General features: G+C 59.5%; 11 protein-coding genes, 4 pseudogenes and 1 other annotated feature. Of the genes and pseudogenes, 8 read left to right on the top strand and 7 right to left on the bottom strand.

Annotation, left to right across the window (positions count from 1 at the left end; all coding sequences use genetic code 11):
• Positions 1-357: 357 nt before the first annotated feature.
• The 3 genes from ACVINW_RS19515 to ACVINW_RS19505 all read right to left on the bottom strand — a co-directional run bounded on the left by ACVINW_RS19515 (position 358) and on the right by ACVINW_RS19505 (position 2,396).
• Complete coding sequence (locus ACVINW_RS19515) at positions 358-708, bottom strand: hypothetical protein (protein WP_456752784.1); 351 nt, start codon at positions 706-708, stop codon at positions 358-360.
• A gap of 84 nt (positions 709-792) precedes the next feature.
• On the bottom strand, positions 793-2,025 hold the full coding sequence (locus tag ACVINW_RS19510) for a type II toxin-antitoxin system HipA family toxin (protein ID WP_456752783.1): 1,233 nt from the start codon (positions 2,023-2,025) through the stop codon (positions 793-795).
• Positions 2,025-2,396 (bottom strand): helix-turn-helix domain-containing protein, encoded by a 372-nt coding sequence (locus ACVINW_RS19505; RefSeq protein ID WP_456752782.1) that lies wholly within the window; start codon positions 2,394-2,396, stop codon positions 2,025-2,027. Before ACVINW_RS19505 ends, ACVINW_RS19510 begins: the two co-directional genes overlap by 1 nt.
• A 205-nt stretch (positions 2,397-2,601) precedes the next feature.
• Here ACVINW_RS19505 and ACVINW_RS19500 point away from each other — a divergent pair, with 205 nt between their 5' ends.
• Both ACVINW_RS19500 and ACVINW_RS19495 read left to right on the top strand, forming a co-directional pair.
• Positions 2,602-3,072 carry a hypothetical protein gene (locus ACVINW_RS19500; protein ID WP_456752781.1) on the top strand — a complete coding sequence of 157 codons (471 nt, stop codon included), beginning with the start codon at positions 2,602-2,604 and terminating at the stop codon, positions 3,070-3,072.
• Positions 3,071-3,578: pseudogene (locus tag ACVINW_RS19495) on the top strand (SOS response-associated peptidase family protein); the annotation flags it as partial. The gene ACVINW_RS19500 and the pseudogene ACVINW_RS19495, both read left to right, overlap by 2 nt.
• On the opposite strand, the pseudogene ACVINW_RS19490 reads toward ACVINW_RS19495, so the two are convergent.
• A pseudogene (locus tag ACVINW_RS19490) lies at positions 3,553-3,849 on the bottom strand (efflux RND transporter permease subunit); the annotation flags it as partial. The pseudogenes ACVINW_RS19495 and ACVINW_RS19490 sit on opposite strands and share 26 nt — an antisense overlap.
• Positions 3,850-3,871: 22 nt before the next feature.
• Here ACVINW_RS19490 and ACVINW_RS19485 point away from each other — a divergent pair.
• Positions 3,872-4,363, top strand: a pseudogene (locus ACVINW_RS19485) (LysR substrate-binding domain-containing protein); the annotation flags it as partial.
• A gap of 50 nt (positions 4,364-4,413) precedes the next feature.
• Here ACVINW_RS19485 and ACVINW_RS19480 read toward each other — a convergent pair.
• Entirely contained in the window at positions 4,414-4,749 is a 336-nt protein-coding gene (locus tag ACVINW_RS19480) for a hypothetical protein (RefSeq protein WP_456752780.1), read from the bottom strand.
• Positions 4,750-5,419: 670 nt separating this feature from the next.
• Here ACVINW_RS19480 and ACVINW_RS19475 point away from each other — a divergent pair.
• Positions 5,420-5,815 carry a hypothetical protein gene (locus tag ACVINW_RS19475; RefSeq protein ID WP_456752779.1) on the top strand — a complete coding sequence of 132 codons (396 nt, stop codon included), beginning with the start codon at positions 5,420-5,422 and terminating at the stop codon, positions 5,813-5,815.
• A 349-nt stretch (positions 5,816-6,164) separates the two neighbouring features.
• Positions 6,165-7,853, top strand: coding sequence for an outer membrane beta-barrel protein (locus tag ACVINW_RS19470; RefSeq protein ID WP_456752778.1), 1,689 nt, complete (start codon positions 6,165-6,167; stop codon positions 7,851-7,853).
• Positions 7,854-8,053: 200 nt separating this feature from the next.
• Here ACVINW_RS19470 and ACVINW_RS19465 read toward each other — a convergent pair whose 3' ends face one another.
• A complete protein-coding gene (locus tag ACVINW_RS19465) occupies positions 8,054-9,196 on the bottom strand; it encodes a tyrosine-type recombinase/integrase (protein WP_456752777.1) in 1,143 nt (380 codons plus the stop codon).
• A 472-nt stretch (positions 9,197-9,668) separates the two neighbouring features.
• On the opposite strand from ACVINW_RS19465, the gene ACVINW_RS19460 reads away from it, so the two are divergent.
• The 3 genes and pseudogenes from ACVINW_RS19460 (at position 9,669) to ACVINW_RS19450 (ending at position 12,590) form a co-directional block, all read left to right on the top strand.
• Positions 9,669-9,917, top strand: coding sequence for a transposase (locus ACVINW_RS19460; protein ID WP_456752776.1), 249 nt, complete (start codon positions 9,669-9,671; stop codon positions 9,915-9,917).
• Positions 9,918-10,117: 200 nt separating this feature from the next.
• The gene (locus ACVINW_RS19455; protein ID WP_456752775.1) at positions 10,118-10,969 is read left to right on the top strand and encodes a hypothetical protein; all 852 of its coding nucleotides are present in this window, start codon (positions 10,118-10,120) and stop codon (positions 10,967-10,969) included.
• A gap of 393 nt (positions 10,970-11,362) precedes the next feature.
• Positions 11,363-12,590 (top strand): annotated as a pseudogene (locus ACVINW_RS19450) (IS3 family transposase).
• Positions 11,647-11,763, top strand: a sequence feature (AL1L pseudoknot). (Overlaps the previous pseudogene by 117 nt.)
• Before the next feature lie 183 nt (positions 12,591-12,773).
• On the opposite strand, the gene ACVINW_RS19445 reads toward ACVINW_RS19450, so the two are convergent.
• Entirely contained in the window at positions 12,774-14,405 is a 1,632-nt protein-coding gene (locus ACVINW_RS19445) for an acyltransferase family protein (protein WP_456752774.1), read from the bottom strand.
• Positions 14,406-15,017 lie beyond the last annotated feature (612 nt).

The following is a 15,017-nucleotide window of genomic DNA, read 5'->3' as shown; positions in this document are numbered from 1 at the left end:
AGCGAGGTACATCGCCAAGCAGGTCCAGCTCGCCGCTTCCATGAAGCGCGACCTCCGCGACGTCGTCCGGATCCTCCTGAACTATGCCGACTTCCCCGAGTCCGTTCGCACCCGACAAGGAACGATCCCGGTTCGACCGCGACACAGCCGCGCGGATCGATCACGGGCTCGTCCAGCTCGAGAAGGCCAGAAAGGGGCCGGCCTCGGAAGCAAAGCCCTTTTGGACCTGTAAGAAGCTGCGGGAGAAATTCCTCAAGTACAAGCTGCCGCAACTGAAGGAGAGCTACCGGGAGGACTACAAGCATTATCTCGAGCTCGAGCCGTTCAAGGCCGTCGAGGACAAGATGGTTTGCGAGATCAAGCTCGGCGACCTCGAGCGCGTCCGTAACCGTCCGCATCGTCACCGGCGAGAAGGTCCGCGGCGCGATCGAGCCCGCGCTCGCCGCGCGCATCGGTCTCGCCGAGATCGGCATCGCGGTCCGCTTCGACCGTTCGGCCGCCGAATGCGCGTCGCTGCTGCGCGGGCTCGCCGCCGCGAAGGAGCGCCACGTCGACGCGTTCACGCGCTTTTCCCACCGTCTCTGCGCCGCCGGCGGCGAGGGTATCGACACGCAGGAGCTCGCCGTGCGCATCTACGACCGGTCGCCGGCGACGAGGCGCGCCGCGGTATCTCTCGTCCGGACCATCGAGCCGCCGTCGATCTCGCACGGCGTCCCGCCACCCGTCCAAAAGCGCACAGGCAACTGGTCATATATGACCAGTTTATTATTAATATTGGACGTATACGACCAATTATAGAGCTTTTGCGATCTTGGATTCGCCGTGGTCGAAGGCGGCTTCGTAGTCGCGCAATCGTGCCCCGCTCACGCCTGCCTGCCGGAAAGCCTCGCGCCATTCATCGGATACCCGTCCAGCCGTTTCTCGGATGATCTTCCGCGCGTCGGCCTCGGGAATTTCGAAGAACTCGCATGCTTCGAGGGCGAGCTTGATCGACCGGTCATGCGCGCCGCCTTCCATGATCGCCGTCTCCAGATGCGGATCGCGATCGGGTGCGGGATTCACGTCGAACATCGGAGAGAGGCCCCAGCGTCCCGAACCGACGTACAGAAATCCGTGGTTCTTCAGATGATCGTCCTTGTTCGAGACGAGTATGGTGAAGACCATTCGCCTGTAGAGCTCTTGGAAATCCGCCTTCGGCTCGGCAGCGGACGTCCTCATGAAATCGACGATCTCCGTGTACGAACCGAGTTCCGTGCCCGTCTTTCCGAGCGCCGTCCTTGCGGAGATGTAGGGAATACGCGCGCGTCCGCGTCGATCGAAACGTTGGACGAGCGCGACAGGAAACTGCGTGTCGGCGAGCTCCAACCTGACTTCGGGAATGCGGATACCGCACGACTTCGCGAGCCTCAGCGTCGCGACTTCGACCTGTTCGATCGGGTGCTGGTCGTGGACGGACGTGAACTTGGCGAGCCAGAGAACGTCGCCGTCGCGGACGTTGGCTTTGGGCCGAGCCCCGCCCGAAGCGCCCGCGCCCGCGAGAGCGCGCATCTGCTCCGCCGCCAATTCCTTGCCTTGTTCGTAGGCGCGTGCGAGCGCCGTGATCGATTGCAGATCGAGCAGGCGCGGTACCGCCTCGTCGGCCTTCCCGGTGATGAGCTTTCCATGTTCGTCGATGAAGCGCAGGGCGCCTTGCCTGCACGTGTCGTCCGACAGGGTCAGATATTCGAACTCCGAAAGACCCTTGCCGTAGGCGCGTTCGAGCAGTCTGCGCCCCCAGCTGTCGGGCGCAGCGTCCGAGAACACCCCGGCGAGTGCCTCACGCGGTTCTCCGGATTGCGACGACGCATGGTAAGGCCCACCGTCGAAGGGCATGTTCGGCTGCAGCGCGAAAGCGCGGGCGTCCTGCGACCAGGTCGCATCGTAGGCGAAGACCGAAAACTGGCGGGGACCGGTCTTCGTAAAGCGCAGCTCGCCCACTCGCGTCAGAGCCTCGCCGAGGGCGACCCGGGCGTAGTATTCGCTCATCAGAAGGCCACCCCATTGGGATCTACATCGTTGGGCTCGTCCTTATCATCCGTCGGCTTCCGCCTTCGCAAGGAGGCCGCGAACGATCGACCCCGCTGCGGCGTCCGTTTGGAACTCAGCGCCAGACCCAGATCATCCTTTCGGACGTCGACCAGGTCGGCCAATTTCTCGACGAGTCCCAGAGAAACGAGGACGTTCGCGAGCGTACCTACGGCGACCTTAGGATCGCCCTTCTCCAGTCTTTGGATGGTCTTGGCGGACGTACCGGCGCGCTCCGCCAGATCGGTCACTGCGATCCGGCGGCTCAGCCGGGCCGACCGGAGGTCGTGACCCAAGCGCTCGAGCGCTGTGTTGGATTTAGGCGAGCTCATGATAACTACCCACAAATGACCGGCTAACTCTATTTATAGGTCATATATGACCAGTTGATTAAATCCACAAGAGCGCGTTTAAGGTCTTATCGATACCGATCCGATCCGGTCGGCTTCGATCCGAGACGCGATGGATCTGACTCGCGCTTATGTTCTCCATATGTTCTAATTGGGCATGGTTTCAGACAGACCAGCGAGTTGGCGAATGCCTAGCCCAAAACAGATGGAAAAGATGGCTGCCGGCGCTGCGGTCGACACAAACGGCCGGCCCACGGTGGGTACTGCCGAGCAGATGCCGCCGGAATACTGGGACGGCGTCCTGAGGGACGTCAGCGCCGACGAGAGACAGGTCGGCCGCCCGATCCAGTCCCGCAAGGTGTCTCAGATCGGCCGGCACGTGCTGCGGGTCGCGTGCAACCGCTGCGGCCGCATCGTAGAAATCCAGAAGGCCGACGCCGTCAGGCTCTACGGTCCGGACGCGGCCTGGAAAGACGTGGGGCAAGGCCTGCTCGACGCAACCTGCCAGCAACGGACCGGGCGGCACGAAGAGGACGGCTGCTGGCCTTCGTTCGATTGCAGCGCCGGCGAATGGCGCCGAAGCATCATCCCGCTCCCTTCAGCGGCGGCGACCGCAAGGCCAGGCGCGACGTCGATATCGCCGCGTCGTTACGTCTAGGAAACGCGCCGCAAAGCGCGAGGCCAAGGGCAGCCGGTCGATTTCAAGGAATTGCTGCGAATGGAGCCGGACGGCGGCACGACCAACATCAGAAACGCGAAGAGCAAACACTGGGCACGATGGCAGGGTCCGGAGCACCGCTGTGTCGTGCCGTTCAACTCCTTCAGCGAGTTCACAAGCCGGAAGGCGGTGACGTCTGGTTTGCGCTCGATGACGCCCGTCCCCTCGCCTGCTTCGCAGGTATCTGGACGAACTGGACGTCGGTTTGGAAAGTGAAGGAGGGCGAGACGACCAACGACCTCTACGCCTTCCTGACGGCGGAGCCGAACGCGGAAGTCGGCGCCATCCATCCGAAGGCGATGCCCGTGATCCTGACGACGCCCGACGAGGTGGAAGCCTGGATGACAGCGCCGCCCAGCGAGGCGCTGAAGCTGCAGCGGCCTCTCCCGGACGGGTCGCTCAGGATCGTCGCACGCGGCGTCAAGGAAGATTCCGCCGGACCTTAATTCCTCGAAGTCGATACGGGCGCGACCCAGAGGAGAGACGGCCGATCCAGGCGCGCAGCGCCTCCGCCAACCGACGGATGACGACATCGAACACCCGCGTGAAAAGCAGATCGAACGCGGTGACGCCCAACATCCCGAAGAACACGGTCGTCCCGATCGCGTGCCGCAACTCCGCGCCGGCGCCTTTTGCCGTCATCAGCGGGACCACGCCGAGAACGAAGGCCAGCGAAGTCATGAGGATCGGCCTGAGCCGTAGCCGGCACGCGTGCACGACGGCGTCGACGACGCTCACCGGCTTCCGCAACATCGTCGAGGACGGCTTCGATGCGGGCGTCCGCCTCGGCGAGAGCGTCGAGAAGGACATGATCGCGGTGCGCATCGGTCCGGACTGGCGATTGGTCGCGGTCGCGTCCGCCGCTTATCTCAAGGCGCCCCCGAAGCCGAAGCCCCCGCAGGACCTGCTGAAGCACATTTGCATAAAGCGCCGGGAGGCTGCTGGCGGGCACTACGTGTGGGAGTTCGGCAAGAACGGCTCCGAGCTCAGGGTGCGGATCGACGGGCAGGTGACGTTCAACGATTCCCGCGCGATGATCGACGCCGCCGTGCAGGGCTTCGGTATCGCGTACGTCCCGGAGGACATGGTGGTGCCGCAGATCCGTTCCGGAGAACTCGTCGTCGTGCTGGACGACTGGTCCCCGAAATTCGAAGGCTACTACATCTACTACCCGACGTCGCGGCAGAACTCGGCCACGTTCAAGGTGATCGTCGACGCGCTACGCCGCCACGAAGGCCGAAGAAACAAGGCTAGTCCCGCCGCCCGAACGTGCACCGCCGCTCACGACGACGGTGCATTCGGCGTCTCGTCGGACGTCTTCAAGACGATCGCGTCGAAGCCCATGGTGATGGGATAGGACTCGCCTTTGACCACGTCGGTCCCTCCCAGGTTGAGCACGGCCCGCCCGATCTTTGGAAACCGAAGCGGATCCGGCGAACCCGGGGTCGGGAACGTCATCAGATCCAATTTCTTCCCATTGATGTCCTTATCCTTCTCGGTCGGCAGCACGAACTGGTAGACCTCGTTGCCGTAGCCGAGAACGAAGAAGGCGTAGGGCAGACCGTCCACGCCGTCCTTTCGTCTGAGCACGATCGCCGCAATCACGTCGTTCGGCATCGGCCCGGGCTAAAAAGCGTAGAAGAGGACCAAGTGCGGGAAGCCGCGAAGACCTTCAAGCTTGTCCTCAACGCAGCCACTCACTTTGGCGGAGAAGAGGCTATTGAACTCTGAGAACATTTTCCATTGGGTGTTCTCTAACGTTTTGCAATGGAGCAACTTCCGCGCCTTTTCGTCGGTTCAATGGCGAACCGCGACCGCAAAGAAGTTGCGCAATTGCACGCCCGCGTAGAGCGCCAATACGCGCACTCAACATTCTCCAGCGAAGACGCGGCGCTCGATTTCGTTCATCGTGTTGTCGATGAGGCTTTTCAGCGCGCGGGTCGAGCGCCTCCAAGCGCGGTACGGACAGCGTTTTGCGAATCGGTCTGGGAACTTCTGTTCACTGACCCGTGATCTTTGGCATGCCGGATCCCCCGAACTTCTCCCATCTCTCGTTCGACGCTCTACGGCATTGGCGGCGCCTTCTCACGGTCAAGGACCGCGTCCTAAATGATCCCGCGTTCTACACGGACCTTTGGCGTACCAAGACCATAAGCTTACTGGAAGCGCTCGTACACCAGTTTCCCCCGGTTCATCTTCGATCCCTCGCTTGCCAGCGGCGAGCCGGGCTTTACGGTCTCTCTGATAGACGTTTTTCCGCGTCCGGCTGAGACAGCTCCTTGTCACCATGATCGGGCTCGCAGCGTACACGCGCGCTGATCTTCCTCCGGCTCGTCGGCGCGACTTCTTCGTATACATCGACGAATTTCAGAGCTTCACGACGCTCGCGCTGGCAAACATGCTCTCGGAACTGCGCAAGTACCGGGTTGGGTTTACAGTCGCCCATCAGTACCTGCATCAACTCGATCCGAATATTCGGTATGCCGTTCTCGGCAACGTCGGGACCATCATTTCTTTCCGGGTCGGCGCCGAGGATACGCCATACCTCGCACGCGAGTTTCAGTCCCGCTTTGACGCCATTGATTTCCTCAACCTCGAAAATCACCACATGTATCTCAAGCTCATGATCGACGGCATGCCGAGCCGGCCATTCAGCGCGGTGACGATAAAGGCGCGACAGTGAAGCGGCGCTTCGCTTGCTCATAAGATAGCTTTCTTATCGCGTTACTCCTAAACTAGGTGGTCGATGCCTCGCTTTGCCGCGCGACCACTCCTAGAAATATAAATGTCGCGCATCAGACCATTGTCAGCAAGTTGACGCGACGCACTCTCACGAAACGCCGGCACAACATACGAATTTGGCTCGGCACGGGGATTGCTTCATTCAGGGCACCATCACCAGTCGCAGTACGGTGATCTTCGGGGCCGGCTTGGCGCGCGCAGCGGTTAGTGTCTGATCTGCCCCAACGATTGCCGTGCGGCGAGAACTTAAGGAGCCGAATTATGGACCAGGAAGTGCAGGGCAAACTTTGATGCGATCGAAAACTATTATTTGTGGTGCCACAACAATTGCGCTCGTCGCAAGCAGCGCAGCCAAAGCGGCGGACCTTGAGCAACAACTGAAACTGCCAGCAGCGGTGTGGAATTGGTCGGGCGGCTATATTGGCGGACACGTCGGCGGTGGGTACGGCCGAACCTCCTTCAGCAATCCCTATGGTCCATCAATCTATGGCGGCATCGTCGATACCCCGGCGTTCCTTGCAGGTGGTCAGATCGGCTACAACTGGCAGAAGAACCGCTGGGTATTTGGCATTGAGCTGGACGCCAGCGGTGTTGTCTCCGACGGCACAAATACCTGCCTAGCCCCTTCCGGCTTCGTTGTCAGCGCGAACTGCAAGGCAGGTCCGAGCCTCTTTGCCAGCGGGACCGGTCGCGTTGGTTACGCCTTTGGCGCGCTCGGGCACACGCTGGCCTATCTCAAGGCAGGCGTGGCCTGGCAAAACAATCGGGGTGATGTCGTCAACAACGTTGAAGGCGGCGGCTTGCCACAGGAGAAAACCCATTTCGACGATGGCCGGCTCGGCGGCGTCATCGGGCTGGGCGTCGAGCGAGCCCTTACGCCTGCATGGTCGGTGAACGTTGAGTATGACTATCTGCATTTTGGCGGGCCAAGTGTCGCGACCGCCGCGACAGTACAGTACCCGTCTGCAATTCTGCCGCCGAACACAACCAACCTGTCCAGCAACTATCACATCGGGAAGATTGGCCTGAACTACCATTTTGACGCGGACCCAAAAGCGACAGCATGGGCCAATGCGCCGCTGTACGCAAAGTCAGCCAGCAGCGTACCACCCATTCCCTACGCGTCCGGCTGGTCATTCGAAGGCGGCTCGCGGCTCTGGCTAAGCCGAGGACGATTCCAGTGGGACCACAGCGGGGTGCCCTATGGCTGGCCGCTCGAACCTAGCATACTCATATCGAGGCTCACTTATCACGGACTGGACGGACTGTCCGGGGAGTTATTCGGCCGTCTTGACAGCCCTTGGGGAGTGTTCCTGAAGAGCAACATCGGCACCGGGCGCTTCAACAAAGGAAACATGAACGATGAAGATTGGGGCGGCGCGTATGTCAACACGGTATCAGGGCAAGCAAACGGAAGGTTCACCTATTACACGGCCGATGTCGGTTACGATTTCCTGCGCGGCACCGACTACAAGGTCGGCGGATTTATGGGCTGGACCTACTACGGCCAGAGCTCGGACACGACCGGATGCGTGCAGATGGCAAATCCCCTTACTTCATGTCTTAGCTCGGGCGACAACAGGGTGGTCGGCAGCGAGGATACTCAATGGAATGCGCCCCGAATCGGCCTGAGCGCCGAAACCATGTTGACCGAGCGTTGGCGCTTGAGCGCTGACGTCGCCTACCTGCCATGGACCGATTTCAAGGGGCGGGACTATCATCTATTGCGCCCCAAGACGACCTTTGACGAACAACGCGGCAATGGTGGTGGCGGCGTCCAGATTGAAGGCGTGTTGTCCTACTTCCTCACCGAGAACATCAGCGTCGGCGTCGGTGGCCGCTATTGGGCTATGTGGACCAATAAACGGGGCGACTCTCTGTGCAGCAGCAGCGGCTGCGTGGGTGAGCCGGCCGTACTTGCGAAGTACAGCATGGAGCGCTGGGGTACGTTCTTTCAGGCCTCCTATAAGTTCGATTGAACGGCCCACCAAAGCCAAGCTCCGGATTCCTCTCGACCCATCCGAAGCCGGCTCGTGAGTATCGACGTCGGCGCCACAATCGGGCACCGACGTTGCGGGTATTGACGGTGAAGCATCTCGGGATCCAACCGAGCTCAGCTTGCTTGCGAAGCATGATGCCAGCCGGAGCGAGCCCCAAACGCCTCTCGCGTCGAGCGCTTCTATAAGCATGCGACCAGAGTGTCCGCGCTCACACTTCGCTCGTGGCCAATAATTTCACTGCTAGCATCCCCGCGCTGAGGAGCCGTCGCCACGTTTCGGGTCGGCTCGGAAGCGAGTAGCTGCTTTATAAACCCCTCGTATTTATCAACGGCTTCTCGCATCTCGGCTTGATACTTGTAGTTCTGATAAATGCCGACAATGCCGCTGCGCGTACCCGACACGTGATTTAAGAGCTGCTCGGTTACTTCGAGCGGGACACCAAGCCGCCGCATGACCGTCGCATAGGTGCGCCGGAGGTCATGGTGCGTGCAGTTGGTAACGCCACAGAGCTTGTCGAGCTTCGGCTTGTACCGCTGCCAATTCGTCGATGGCCGTACCTTACTTATGAAAGCAGCAGCCATGTTCGGTATCGGCACCGTATGCTCGTGCCCATTCTTGGTGCCGTCAGCAGGAATGGTGATGCACCCGTTCTCAAACTTATATTCGGTAAAGTGCGAACTCTCGGTGAGACGCTGCCCGCATAGCGCCAACAGCCATATGAGCGCTTTATACGGTTCGTACTCAAGAGAATTGGCGGCCAGGAGCACTTTTTTCCGCTCGGCATCATTGAGGACGCGCCGTCGCGGAATGTAGCTGTGCGGGCTCTGCAGCCCCGCACAGGGGCTGCTTTTGAGATACGTCGGAACGCACCAATTAAAGAACGTTCGGATATCGTTGTAAGCATGATGAGCTTCCGACTTTGCTTTTATGGCTCTGACGGCGTCCTGCACATCTTTATGCGAGATCTTGTCGATGGTCTTTGACCAGTGAAAGTGCTTTTTGAGAAGACGGTTAGTTTCGTAGCGCTCACGCTCACTCCACTGCCCCTGTCCTAAATATTCATCTCTCGCGTCCTCGAAGGACGGTGCGGTGGACGGCTCGTAAGGACTCCCCAAGGCGACGAGCGCCTTCTTCCGATCGTCGGCGAGGGAGAGTGTTGGGTAGTACCCCAGTTTGACCTTGGTGCGGCTCTTGCCGATGACGGCGATCCACGTCATGCGATGCTTGCCAACGCGGATACCGAAGCCCGGTGTTTTATCGTCGTAGAAGTTGCCCTCTTTGAGGGAACGGATGGTGATGTCGGTGAGGTGAAGGGTCGCCATTTTTTGCTCGCTTTGGCTCGGGAAACGTGTCCGACTTCGGCGAGCGCAACCCACTTTAGAGTGACTTTCTTTCGGGGCTCACCGTACGAAATGTACAATTGGCGTGTAGCACATCCTGTCTGAACCTTGATTTCGGCTGGCGGATCCCAAACTTTAGGTCCTCGGGAAGCGCCGCGTTGAGCCTTGAACTTCTGCGAGGTACCTACCATGCGGAAGAGCGACATAACTTGCCCTAGTTGCGGGGCTGGCTTTCGGCGCATCGAGCTCACGTCAGAGCCCGGGACCAAGGGCGAATATCGCTGCCCGGTTTGCGATACCGCGCTTGGGAAATTCAGCGGAGATAAGTTCATTGGTAAGCGGCAAGGAGACCCCGTCTGGCGGAGGGGGTGAACGATTGGCTATCGGCTGCTGAGTTTGTGAGCCGATGTGAGCTTGTATGTCTGCGCCTAGTTCTGGAACTAGAACCTTCCATATGATCGAAGCGGTCGCCGACCGTCTTGAGGGAGCGCCGCGGCAGCTTCGCCGACGCTGGTCGGACGAGTTTAAGGCCCAAGTCGTGATGGAGGCGCTGGAGCCTGGCGCGAGCGTCTCGGCGATCGCCCGCCGGATCGGCATTCACCCGTCGCAGCTGTTCAGCTGTTCGCCTGGCGCCGTGACGCTCGGGCCGAGCGGCGGCGTTAGCCTATTGTCTTCTTCCTACCGTCAGGCTTGCGATATGTAATTTCGATTTTCGTCGCCGCCCCGATAAACATGCCGCGCGTTCCAGTATGTCTCACGCGGCACGTCTCGTGAAGAAATCGTACCTCAAACTCTCAAAGCGGTGATCCTAGGTCTAAGCTAGGTTCATCAGGCATGCTCTCGCGAGCGAGCGGCTCCGGACAAGGATCATCACCGCCTAGCGGCCAACTTGAGGAGTTTAGTATGGAGATCAAGGTAGATCGATGGCATGAGATTCTAAGGGGAATATGGCTAGTACGGTACTTTCCGTTTCTGCAGACACACCTATTCCTGTATTTTCTTATTGTCCTCGCAGTCGTCAGCCTCTTAATTTGGGCATTGAGAAAAACGCATGCCGCCGAGATTTATATAATCTGGCTTTTTTTCACTTTTTTCCTTGTGCTATTTTACCTTCTAGACTCGTTTCCGCTCAATTTGCCAGCCGCAGGGATTGTCTCAGACATCTACGATACTCTTGATGATGCCGATTTCGAAGCAAAGCTTGTGTTCGGTGCATTCGTGCTTCTGATTGCGCCGCAAGTTTTGACGTATTTTCTTAGCGGTCTATCCGGTTCAGCCTCCCGGCCAATGTTGGTCTCAGACATCACCAACGCGGGGCTCTGGAGCTTGGTAAAGTTTCTTGCGGCATTTTCTGGTATAGTTACGGCCACTTCGCTCCATAGTGACGACCCCTGGAGCACGACGACCGGCACATTTATGCTTATCCCGCTCGTTGTGGCTTTTTTACTTGTATGGGTGCGGCACGTTTCTGGACTAGCGATAGCTTATCTGTACCAGAAAGAGATATTCGCTCCATTTCGATGGGTCCATGAAAAGTTCACCAAATATCGGGAGCCCGAGGATAAGAATGCGCTGACGATCAAGGAGCAGATGAGGAAGGAAGTGATCGACACAATTCGCGAAGGCATGCGCGAGGGAGTGCGCGAGGGCGTACAAGAATTGATGCGTGAAAGTGGAAAGCTGCAGGAGCTCATCCGCAAGATTGAAATCAGCGATATTATAGATGTCCCTTCAGGCGTCCCGAAAGGATCATAAATTTATCGAAGATACGCCTTCTCCGTCAGTCGCGCGAGGACAAATACTTCTCTGCAAATACACCCAAGTCCACAAAACCGCTTGTAAGGTCTTTTGTCTCTGCCAAAAATGGGGTTTCCGTCACAGACTCGTCCATAAACCTCATGTTCCGATCTCTTTTTCATAAATGCTGCCTAGCTCGACACGACCGAGTGCGCTTGGGATGAACGCGGCATCAGTTGGTGCCGGTGCGGTGCCTGTTTCGGCGCAATAAGAGAAACGCAGACCACTGGGGTTGCGCTAACGACTTTGCGATGTGTCAGCAAGCATCACATCCCTGAAAGGGTAGCGGCGCTGCGATTGCTGAGCCGCCCCGGGTTTGCCGAAGGCTCCAACTCCTGAGGGGATGGAGCCATGACAAGCAAGACGACGAACAGATTTTCGCCTGAGGTCCGGGACCGTGCGATAGGGATGGTTCTGGATCACGCTGGCGAGCACCCTTCGCGCTGGGCGGCGGTGACATCGATAGCGGCCAAGATCGGCTGCACTCCGCAGACGCTGAACGACTGGGTCAAGAAGGCCGAGATCGATAGCGGGCAGTGAGGTGGCGTTCCGACCGACACGGCCGAGAAGCTGAAGGCGCTGGAACGAGAGAACCGTGAGCTTCGGCAGGCCAACGAGATTCTGCGCAAGGCGAGCGCCTATTTTGCGATGGCGGAGCTGGACTGCCGGTCCAAGCCATGATCGCCTTCATCGATGATCATCGTGGGGCGCATGGGGTCGGGCCGATCTGCAAGGTCTTGCCGATCGCCCCCTCGACCTATCACGCCCATGTGGCCAAACGGCGCGATCCCGCCAAGCTGTCGGCGCGCGCCAGGCAAGACGCTGCGCTGAAGGTCGAGGTGCGGCGCGTCTTCGATCGGAACTTTTCCGTGTACGGCGTTCGCAAGGTCTGGCGACAGCTCAAGCGTGAAGGCTTTGATGTTGCCCGTTGCACGGTGTCGCTTCATGCGGGACATGGGTTTACAAGGGGTGATCGGGGCAAACCTGTCAGGACCAAGATCAGCGACAAGGCCACGCCATGCCCGCTCGATCACGTCAACCGCCAGTTCAAGGCGTCGAGGCCGAACGTCCTTTGGCTCTCCGACTCCAGCTATGTCGCGACCTGGACCGGCTTTGTCTACGTCGCCTTCGTCATCGACGCCTATGCCCGCAGGATCGTGGGCTGGCGGGCCTAGCGCACGGCGCACGCCGGCTTCGTGCTCGATGCGCTGGAGCAGACCTTGTACGATCGGCGGCCGGTCCATCGCGGCGGGCTCGTGCACCACTGCGACAGAGGCAGCCAATACGCATCCATTAAGTACACCGAGCGTCTGGCTGAAGCTGGTGTCGAGCCTTCCGTCGGCAGCGTCGGAGATTCCTATGACAACGCTCTCGCCGAAACTATCAACGGACTCTACAAGGCCGAGGTGATCCATCGGCGCGGGCCATGGCGAAGCTTCGAGGCCGGCGAGTTCGCCACCCTGGAATGGGTCGAGTGGTTCAACAATCGGCGGCTCCTGGAGTCCATCGGAACAGCCCGCCCGCCGAAGCCGAACAACGCTACTATGCCATGTTGGAACAATCCGCCATGGCGGCATAACTTAGACCAATTGGCCTCGGGCAAACCCGGGGCGGTTCACTCGTCCGCTGCGCCGGTCACATCCGCGACCTTTTTGCCGCATGACTCACGCGACCGAGGCTTTGCGCGGCGGCCACAGCAAGACTCTGACGCCGAAGACACCTCGTTTCAGGGCTTCAGGATTCGAATGTCTGAACATGCGGCTCATTCATAACGCGTGACCGCGTTACAGGAGAGTTGCAGAGCGGAGACCATGGCACGCTCATCCGCGGCCGAGCTGGAGCGAATGGTCCGGTCTCCCTTGCAGAGCCAGGCGGCTGTCAACTCCTTCGCACAGCCCGGAGCAGGATCATCAATCCGCGCCATGCCTGCATTGAAAGTGCATTCGTCCTTGCCGTTACAGGCTGCTGCGAGCGCAGCCGTGGCGTTGCCGCGCGCCGAGATCCAGCGGCAGTTGCCGCCATAGGTGGCAGAAACGACCGAAATACCGGATTGCTTGACGGCAGTATCCGCGGTCGCATTCCGCACCGCATATGTGGCCGCCGCACCGACAAGAGCGGCTAGGCCAACACTTCCCATACTTACCAGGCGCGCGCGCTGCCCCGGCGAGGCTGCCTGATAGCAGCTGCGAATTCGCCTTCGGGCCGGCACCTCGAAGCCGAAATGCAGCAGGATCGCGACGCAGGTGGACAGAGTAAGAGCAAGAGCGAGCGCGACGAGATGGCCAAGCAGCTGGGTCGCGGTTTCCCAGCGTACGACCGGAAAACGCCGGTAGATGATAATGTGTACAAGATAAAGGGCAAAGCTGGCCTCTCCGAGGAAGACAAGCCATCTTGCCGACAACAACCGTCCCACACTGCTGACGGGCTGAGCCGCCGCGACAAGGATGAACGCAACCGGCGCTGCCAGGGCGATATTGTTGCGTGCAAGATCGAACAGGCTCATGGTCGCCCCAAATGGCGGCTTGTGGGCGGTAAACCAGAACACCCAGCCTATCGCGCCGACACCAACAATTGCGGCGATATCGAGCAGAGCGCGACATGGTCTGAAATCCTGTCCCGACCACACTTCATGGAGCTTCGCCAAACAGCAGCCGAGGACGAATTCCCATACCCTGCAAAACGGCGAAAAGTAGACGATCCACAGGATGAGCGTGTTCTTCCAGTTCGGCAGAACCGCCTCCGTCCCATAGGCATGAAGCGCAAAAAGATTGATGCGGCCCTGAAGCATGAGCACCGCAAGGTCGATGCCGAGCTCGATCGTGACTGCTCCAATCGCGAACAAGATCGCGGCAGACACGGTTCTGATCCGCGCAAGTAACGGGCAAACGAGCGGAAAAAAGAGATAGAAGAACCATTCGGTGCTCACTGACCAGGAGACGATGCCGATCTCTTCGTACTGCCAGACGGGTGCAACACCGGCGACATTTGCGAAGAACCACGTTTGAATCATCCCGAGTTGAAACGGAACGATTTGCCACGAAAATCCCTCAGCCGCCGCCTCAGTTCCGAGAAACCAGGGCCAGACCATCGGTCCGGTCAGTAATTCGACAAGAAAGAGAACAACAAACAGCGGATAGATTCGCGCTATGCGCGCAACGAGAAAATCCGGGATCGCTTTCCGCGGGCTGCTCACAATCGAGCTGCCATAGTTATACTGAATGACAAAACCACTCAGCGTGAAGAAGACGGACATCCCGAGCAGGCCCAGTGTCCCAATGGTGATATCGAGTGCGAGACTGGGTCCCTGCAGGAACACGCTGCCGCCGTGAGACAAGGCCACCGCTGCTGCCGCGACAAACCGGATACCGGTCAGCGCGGGTATCTGCTTAGCCATCGATATCGCTCGTCATTTGCGAATGCGGTACAAATCCTGGCGATCGATGGCACAGGCAGGCAGCTGGGGAGAGAGCGCAATAGAGGTAAGGAGTGCCGATCGCATCGTGCAAGCGTGCCATGCGATCAGCCAGACTCCTTCGGTAGCTCAGATCCTGATCGGAGCGCCCGCGCACCTTACTGGGAAGCCGACTGGCGCTGAAACTCTGACTTCTGGCAGGGGCAGTTCGGATTCGAGGCCCATATTTGGCGCTCGACCGGCTCTGGCGCCAGGCACGCCCCTGGACCAATCACCGCCATACTCACTGACCCGCATCCTCCCGGAGCGCTTCCCGAATAGAGGGCCGTGGCCAGCCAATTTGCTCGCTGTGCGAGGCGGAGGTTCGGGCGCCGCAGGTGCTCGCTGCAAGTCCACGTCAGAGCAGAGCAAGAGACTGGCATTGGCGACACACGACCAAGCCCAGCCTCCAGTCACGACGGGACCAAGCGACAGATCGGGTCCTTTGGTAGCGCCAATCTGAGCCGCGCGTTCATTTCTTTTGACAGCGACTGTCAAGGAATCTCGCTGCGGATTGGCGCAACAACTCACTATTCTTTTCCTGCACGACTGGCC

This window comes from Bradyrhizobium sp. USDA 4461 (genome assembly GCF_054055655.1).
This window is presented reverse-complemented; position numbering and strand designations above follow the sequence as displayed.